We start from the raw sequence: 7,673 nt of genomic DNA on the forward strand, positions 1-7,673 counted from the left end.
GTTGACCTCCTTACTTAGAAAATTGCTTAAGTACACTCATCAATTCATCAATTGTTTCTTCACCTTCTCCGTTTTGAATAGCATCTGTAACGCAATGTTTAATATGACGTTCAGTAACAGCAAATCCTACATTTTTTAATGCAGATTGAATGGCACTAATTTGTACAAGAATATCAACACAATATCTATCTTCTTCAACCATATTTTGAATTCCTCTAACTTGACCTTCAATACGCTTAAGTCTATTTATAACTTTATCTTTCTCTTCTTTAGTTCTTGGTGTTACTGTATGTTCATGTAAAAACTCACTCATAACTTCACGTCCTCTCTTTAAATACAACTATACCCCCCTATCGTATATTTTTCAATGTGAATGCTCAATTTAAACATAATAATGAAAAAAGCCGGGACAAATTAATTGTCCCAGCCTCTGATTTTCTATATTAATTATTCAACTGTAACTGATTTAGCTAAGTTACGTGGTTTGTCTACGTCACAGCCTCTGTGTAATGCTGCGTAGTAAGAAATAAGTTGTAATGTAACAACTGAAACAAGTGGAGATAACATTTCATGTACGTGTGGAATAACATACGTATCATGATCATGTTCTAAACCTTCCATTGAAATGATACATGGATTAGCGCCACGTGCTACAACTTCTTTAACATTACCTCTAATTGATAAGTTAACTTTTTCTTGAGTAGCTAAAGCAACAATTGGTGTACCTTCTTCAATTAATGCGATTGTACCGTGTTTTAATTCTCCACCAGCAAATCCTTCAGCTTGTATATAAGAGATTTCTTTAAGTTTTAATGCGCCTTCTAGACCTACATAGTAATCCATTGTACGGCCAATGAAGAATGCGTTACGTGTTGTTTCTAAGAAATCTTTAGCAATTTGTTCCATTTTTGGAGCGTCATCAACTATTGCTGTAATTGCAGTAGTCACTTTTGCTAATTCAGGGATAATATCTACACCTGTATTTTTGTTATGTGCATTAGCTACTACTTGAGAAAGTATTGCTAATACTGCTATTTGAGCTGTATATGCTTTTGTAGACGCAACAGCGATTTCTGGACCAGCATGTAAGATTAATGTATGATCCGCTTCACGTGATAGTGTAGAGCCTGGTACGTTTGTAATTGTTAAAGCTTTATGTCCTAAACGTTTAGCTTCTACTAATACTGCACGGCTATCTGCTGTTTCACCTGATTGTGAGATAAAGATGAATAATGGTTTTTTAGACAATATAGGCATGTTATAAACAAACTCTGAAGCAACATGTACTTCAGTTGGTACTTCAGCCCATTTTTCAATAAATTCTTTACCAACTAAACCGGCATGGTAACTCGTACCACAAGCAACGATATAAATTCTGTCAGCTTGAGCTACATCATCTATAATTGCTTTATCAATTTTAAGATTGCCTTCTTCGTCTTGATAATTTTGAATGATATTACGCATTACACCAGGTTGTTCATGAATTTCTTTTAACATGTAATGATCATAAGTACCTTTTTCAACGTCTGAAGCATCAATTTCTGCTTTATAGCTATCTCTTTCAATCACTTTACCATCTTGATCTTTAATAATTACTTCATCGCGTTTAACGATTACGATTTCATTATCAACTAATTCTTTATAAGTATCCGTAACAGCTAACATTGCAATTGCATCTGAAGCGATAACATTAAAGTCTTCTCCGATACCTACTAATAAAGGTGATTTGTTTTTAGCTACATAAATTGTATCTGCATCTTGTTCATCTAATAAACCAAGTGCATAAGAACCATGTAATAATGATAATACTTTATTGAAAGCTTCTTCAGTAGTTAATCCTTCATTTGAGAAGTACTCGATTAATTCGACAATTACTTCAGTATCAGTATCTGATTTGAATGTAATGCCTTCTAAATATTCACTCTTAAGTTGTTCATAATTTTCAATTACACCATTGTGTACTAATGTAAAACGACCAGATGTTGATTGATGTGGATGAGCATTTTCATAGTTTGGTACACCATGTGTTGCCCAACGAGTATGACCAATACCAATATTTCCATCAAAATCATCTGAAGCTGCTTTACGTAACTCAGCAATTCTTCCTTTTGCTTTAAATACTTTAATTTCTTCTTCGTTTCTAACAGCAATACCAGCTGAATCATAACCTCTATATTCTAATTTTTCTAATCCTTTAAGTAATAATTCTTTAGCATTTGCTGTACCTATATATCCTACTATTCCACACATAAACAAAATTCCTCCAATTTTAAATAAGCGGTTAGACACCAAAAAATTGTCCAGTCGCTTTCAATACATTCTTTAATTTATGGCTATTTCAATGGCTTTGGACATACAGTCACCTATATGCTTTAAACATTGAACTTTCGAATGGGCCACATCCGGGATAGCATCCGCCGATAATTCGATAACTATCCTCCTCGTCAACAAAGGCAACTACATTCATTCAACATGTATCTGTTTATACACGTATCATTAATCATGTATGACCATTGTTCAGGCGCTATAAGTTTCCTTATTTTAGTATACCTCACATTCCTCCTTAAGTAAGCTTCCTTCATTCTACAATGAAACTGTATGTTGTGCAATTATAATACTATATTTCATACAAATATAGTACTTTTGCTAGATATATTAATTATAAAAAAAGAGGCAAAGACAAATTAATTGTCTCCACCTCAATTCGTACTATTCAATACCCATTTCTTCTTTTACAACATCTGCAATGCTGTTTACGTATCTTTCAGCATCTTCTTCTGTTTTAGCTTCAACCATAACTCTAACTAATGGTTCTGTTCCTGAAGGTCTTACTAATATACGTCCTTCACCATTCATTTCAACTTCAACTTTAGTCATAATTTCTGACACTTTTGTATTTTCTTCCACTCCAAATTTGTTTGAAACTCTAACATTTACTAATCTTTGTGGATATTTTTTCATTTTGCTTGTTAAATCACTTAAACTTTTGCCTGATCTTTTTATAATACTTGCTAAGTGTGCACCAGTTAATAAACCGTCACCAGTTGTATTATAATCCATAAGAACAATATGTCCCGACTGTTCTCCACCAAGGCTATAAGACCCATGTCTCATTTCTTCAACGACATATCTATCGCCAACTTTTGTTTTGTTTGATTTAATGCCTTCTTCTTCTAACGCTTTATAAAAGCCTAAATTACTCATAACAGTCGAAACAACCATATTATCTTTTAACTCACCATTTTTAGCCATATCTTGTGCTAAAACAAACATAATTTGGTCACCATCAACGATTTGTCCTTTTTCGTCTACAGCAATTATTCTGTCACCATCGCCATCAAAAGCTAATCCTAAATCAGCTTCATGTTCTAGTACCGATTTAGCTAATTCTTCTGGATGTGTAGAACCAACATTTAAATTAATATTGTATCCATCAGGTTTACAACCAATTGTTTCACTTGTCGCTTCTAAGTCACCAAATAAGTATGGTGCTAGTGAATAAGTGGCACCGTGTGCACCATCCAATACAATTTTCAATCCGTCTAAATCACCATCAACCGTAGATTTAATATAGCTAATATATTTTTGAGCACCTTCAAAGTAATCAGAAATAGGATTCAATTGATTACCAGTTGGTCTTGGTAAGTTATCTTCTGAAGAGTCTATTAATTTTTCAATTTCTAATTCTTCATCATCCGTTAATTTAAAGCCATCTGGACCAAAGAATTTAATACCGTTGTCAGCTACAGGGTTATGAGATGCACTAATCATTACCCCAAGATCAGCATCCATTTCTCTCGTTAAATATGCAACACCTGGAGTTGATATTACTCCTAATCTCATTACTTCTGCACCAATTGACGAAAGACCTGCTATTAAAGCAGATTCTAACATTTCCCCTGAAACACGTGTGTCTCTACCAACTAAAACTTTTGGATTCTCACTATTATGCTTCTTTGATAATACATAACCACCAAATCTACCTAATTTGAATGCAATTTCCGGTGTTAACTCAGAATTTGCTACACCTCTTACACCATCAGTACCAAAATATTTGCCCATTATAATTCTCCTTTATTTCCATTAGTTTTTAGAAGTTGTAATTTTTGCTTCAACATCTTTATATTCTGCGTCATCCACACCATCTGGCAAGTTTAAATCTACTTTTTTAGTTGTATTCCTGTCAACGTTAGAAACGTCTACAGGTACATCTATTGATTCAATACCATCTAGTACATTACGCGAACCATATATTTTAACTTCAGATTTATCTAAATTAATTCCATCAATACTAACACCTTTTGATGAAGTACCCTTTGTAATAGGATTTAAACTTACTGTTTTACTAGATCTAGCTACTTTAATATTAACATTTACGGTATCTGGTCTAATTTGCACATCCAATTTATTTAAATTGCTATCAAGTACACTTATACCAGCTTTTTCAGTCGTATCGTCTGTTAATTGTTTATTTTCATCTAATGTTGCCTTAACATATGAAATCTTATTCAGTTCTTCCTGCCCACCTGTAATAGTGACTTGTGAAGGATTTACTGTCTCTCCGACTAATTCGTATCCTGAAGCAATTCTATTTTGATTTATTTCTGCTTCAATTGGATATTTTTTAGACACTTTATCTTGTAGTGAAACATTAGCACTTTTTGGAATCACAGTTGCTTTCAATTCATCACTTAAACCTTTAATCTTAAATTCTTCTTTATACTGACCAACTGATTTGTTTTTTAAATCTAACTCTACTTTAAAATTCAATAATTTTTCAGCTTGTAATATTGTAGACTGCGGTCCTGAAACTTTAACGTCTACTGTTTTAGGTGCACCAGACAAATATAATTCTTTCGTATCATACAACGTATCGACAGGTACATCTTCTATTGTATGATCAGAACTTTTTAAAGCATTTTCTGAAAACAAACTGCCAAACACATTATTAACAGATAAAAACATGAGTAATGCTAGCACTAAAGCTACAAAACGTAATCCCCATTTAGATTCTAGCATCTACTTCACATCCTTTCTGTTTTGAACAGATCCAAACCAATGCTCAACTAGTAACTCTCTAAATGCTTCGCTTGATATTTCTTTTCTAAGTTTGCCATTAATTGTTACAGAAATTGAACCCGTTTCTTCAGATACAACAACTGTAAACGCGTCTGATACTTCTGAAATACCTACAGCTGCTCTATGTCTAGTTCCTAGACTTTTAGAGATTTTTTGACTATCTGATAAAGGTAAATAACTCGCTGCTGTAGCAATTTTTTGTTCTTGAATAATCATCGCACCATCGTGTAATGGTGTATTAGGAATGAATATATTAGTCAGTAACTCTTGAGAAATATCAGCATTTATTGGTATACCCGTTTCTATGTAATCTTGCAATCCTGTTTCTTTCTCGAACACAATTAATGCTCCAATTCTTCTTTTTGCCATATATTGTACTGCTTTATCGACACTATCAGTTAATCTTTCTTGTTCTGCTGATGTCGCTACATTAACTCGTTTAAATAAACTTCCGCGCCCTAATTGTTCCAAAGCTCTTCTGAACTCAGGTTGGAATATTACAATAATAGCTAAAAAACCCCATTGTAATACAAAATCAAACAGGAGCGTAGTAGTTGTTAAATTTAAAAAATTACTTATTGTTCTACCTATTATGATGAAAAATATACCTTTTAATAATTGTATCGCTTTTGTACCTTTAACTACAGTTATGATCAAGTACAATACATACCATACAATAATCAAATCAAGTATACCTGTAATAACCTTTAAGGCACTCAATTCACCAAAAATATCAGGTAACTGCATAGTATCTCCTCCGTCTTTCATTTACCTAGTGCTTATTATAACAATTTTTTCAGTATATTGTTAATTTAATTATATATAAAACAAAAAAGCCTCTTTAAAAGAGACTTCTTAATTTAAATACATCTATATATCGTTGTCAATTATAATAACTTTTCACCAAAAAATGATCCCATTAAACCTATCGCTTGATGTGCAGTCTTATTATATTCATCAATTAAAGGATTAACTTCTACTAAATCAGCAGAAACAATCAAGTTTGATTCATTTAACATTTCCATTGCTAAATGACTTTCTCTGTATGTTGCCCCTCCAGGTACAGTCGTTCCAGTACCTGGCGTTTCAACTGGGTCTAACGCATCAACATCAAGTGAAAGATGAATACCATCCGTTTTAGCTTTTAAATAATCAATAGTTTCAGAAATAACTTTACTCATTCCAAGTCTATCGATATCTGCCATAGTATATGTAAGTATACCTTGTTCTTTTATATATTTCTTTTCTCCATCATCTAAATCTCTCATACCTATTAATACAACATTTTCAGGTTTAACTTTATTTTTATACCCACCAATATTAGTGAGATTTTCATTTCCATCTCCTAATAAAGCTCTTAAAGGCATTCCATGAATATTTCCACTTGGAGAAGATTCTATTGTATTTAAATCACCATGTGCATCATACCAAATGACCCCTAAATTCTCATAGTGTTTACTTATACCTGCAATAGAACCTATAGATAATGAATGATCTCCACCTAAAATTAATGGGAAGTTACCATTATTCTTCGTTTCATTTACAGCTTCATATAAATTGTTTGAAAATGAAATAACTTCATCTAAATTTCTTAATCCATTCTGTTCACTTTTATATTTTTTCATATCTATTACTGGAGATTCCACATTCCCTTTGTCTATTACTTCATGACCTGTATTCTCAATTCTTTCAATTAAACCAGCATATCTTAAAGCATCTGGTCCAAAATTAACCCCTAATTTACGCTGACCAAAAGCCGTTGGAGCACCGATTATTTCAATGCGCTTATTCATAATTTAATATCCCCCTTATTTAGCATTACTATTATATTCTATTATATGTAAGCACTTACATCAAGCTATACAAGGGTTCTTGGATAATATTAATATATCCCAAATATTTATACACTCATGCATAAACATCTTGCATAATTTATTTATATAAATATACAAAAAAAGAGACGTTAGCTTAAACTAACGTCTCTTACTTATGAGCCATAGAGGATTCGAACCTCTGACCCTCTGATTAAAAGTCAGATGCTCTACCAACTGAGCTAATGGCTCTAAAATGGCTGGGCTAGCTGGATTCGAACCAGCGGGTGACGGAGTCAAAGTCCGTTGCCTTACCGCTTGGCTATAGCCCAATCATGGTGGAGGGGGGCAGATTCGAACTGCCGAACCCGAAGGAGCGGATTTACAGTCCGCCGCGTTTAGCCACTTCGCTACCCCTCCAGCTTATTTTTTTAAATGGTGGAGAATGACGGGTTCGAACCGCCGACCCTCTGCTTGTAAGGCAGATGCTCTCCCAGCTGAGCTAATTCTCCATAAATAAAATGACCCCTACGGGATTCGAACCCGTGTTACCGCCGTGAAAGGGCGGTGTCTTAACCGCTTGACCAAGGGGCCATGGCTCCACAGGTAGGACTCGAACCTACGACCGATCGGTTAACAGCCGATAGCTCTACCACTGAGCTACTGTGGAAAAATAAATATTTGCCCGGCAACGTCCTACTCTCGCGGAACGTAAGCCCAACTACCATCGGCGCTAAAGAGCTTAACTTCTGTGTTCGGCATGGGAACAGGTGTGACCTCTTT

6 protein-coding genes, 6 tRNA genes and 1 rRNA gene are annotated in these 7,673 nt (G+C 34.0%); all 13 read right to left on the bottom strand.

Annotated elements, in window-relative coordinates:
- Positions 1 to 10: 10 nt before the first annotated feature.
- On the bottom strand, positions 11 to 313 hold the full coding sequence (locus LQ668_RS03595) for a metal-sensing transcriptional repressor (RefSeq protein ID WP_078358455.1): 303 nt from the start codon (positions 311 to 313) through the stop codon (positions 11 to 13).
- A 134-nt stretch (positions 314 to 447) separates the two neighbouring features.
- A complete protein-coding gene (gene glmS / locus LQ668_RS03600; RefSeq protein WP_107509158.1) occupies positions 448 to 2,250 on the bottom strand; it encodes a glutamine--fructose-6-phosphate transaminase (isomerizing) in 1,803 nt (600 codons plus the stop codon).
- Between the two features lie 459 nt (positions 2,251 to 2,709).
- Positions 2,710 to 4,062 carry a phosphoglucosamine mutase gene (gene glmM / locus LQ668_RS03605; protein WP_078358451.1) on the bottom strand — a complete coding sequence of 451 codons (1,353 nt, stop codon included), beginning with the start codon at positions 4,060 to 4,062 and terminating at the stop codon, positions 2,710 to 2,712.
- A gap of 21 nt (positions 4,063 to 4,083) precedes the next feature.
- Positions 4,084 to 5,019, bottom strand: a complete 936-nt coding sequence (locus LQ668_RS03610; RefSeq protein WP_203153330.1) for a CdaR family protein — start codon at positions 5,017 to 5,019, stop codon at positions 4,084 to 4,086.
- Positions 5,020 to 5,826: a diadenylate cyclase CdaA gene (gene cdaA / locus LQ668_RS03615; RefSeq protein WP_078358453.1), complete on the bottom strand. Its 807-nt coding sequence runs from the start codon at positions 5,824 to 5,826 to the stop codon at positions 5,020 to 5,022.
- A gap of 140 nt (positions 5,827 to 5,966) precedes the next feature.
- Positions 5,967 to 6,872 (bottom strand): arginase, encoded by a 906-nt coding sequence (rocF, locus tag LQ668_RS03620; RefSeq protein WP_078358454.1) that lies wholly within the window; start codon positions 6,870 to 6,872, stop codon positions 5,967 to 5,969.
- A 197-nt stretch (positions 6,873 to 7,069) separates the two neighbouring features.
- Positions 7,070 to 7,142: transfer RNA gene (locus tag LQ668_RS03625), tRNA-Lys, on the bottom strand.
- A gap of 5 nt (positions 7,143 to 7,147) precedes the next feature.
- Positions 7,148 to 7,222: transfer RNA gene (locus LQ668_RS03630), tRNA-Gln, on the bottom strand.
- 4 nt (positions 7,223 to 7,226) lie between these two features.
- Positions 7,227 to 7,310, bottom strand: a tRNA-Tyr gene (locus LQ668_RS03635).
- 16 nt (positions 7,311 to 7,326) lie between these two features.
- Positions 7,327 to 7,402, bottom strand: a tRNA-Val gene (locus LQ668_RS03640).
- Between the two features lie 10 nt (positions 7,403 to 7,412).
- Positions 7,413 to 7,484 (bottom strand) — tRNA-Glu (locus tag LQ668_RS03645).
- A gap of 1 nt (position 7,485) precedes the next feature.
- Positions 7,486 to 7,560 (bottom strand) — tRNA-Asn (locus LQ668_RS03650).
- A gap of 13 nt (positions 7,561 to 7,573) precedes the next feature.
- A 5S ribosomal RNA gene (gene rrf, locus LQ668_RS03655) occupies positions 7,574 to 7,673 on the bottom strand; the annotation flags it as partial.

The sequence above is a fragment of the Mammaliicoccus sp. K-M42 genome, assembly GCF_022386375.1.
Classification (GTDB): Bacteria; Bacillota; Bacilli; order Staphylococcales; family Staphylococcaceae; genus Mammaliicoccus; species Mammaliicoccus fleurettii.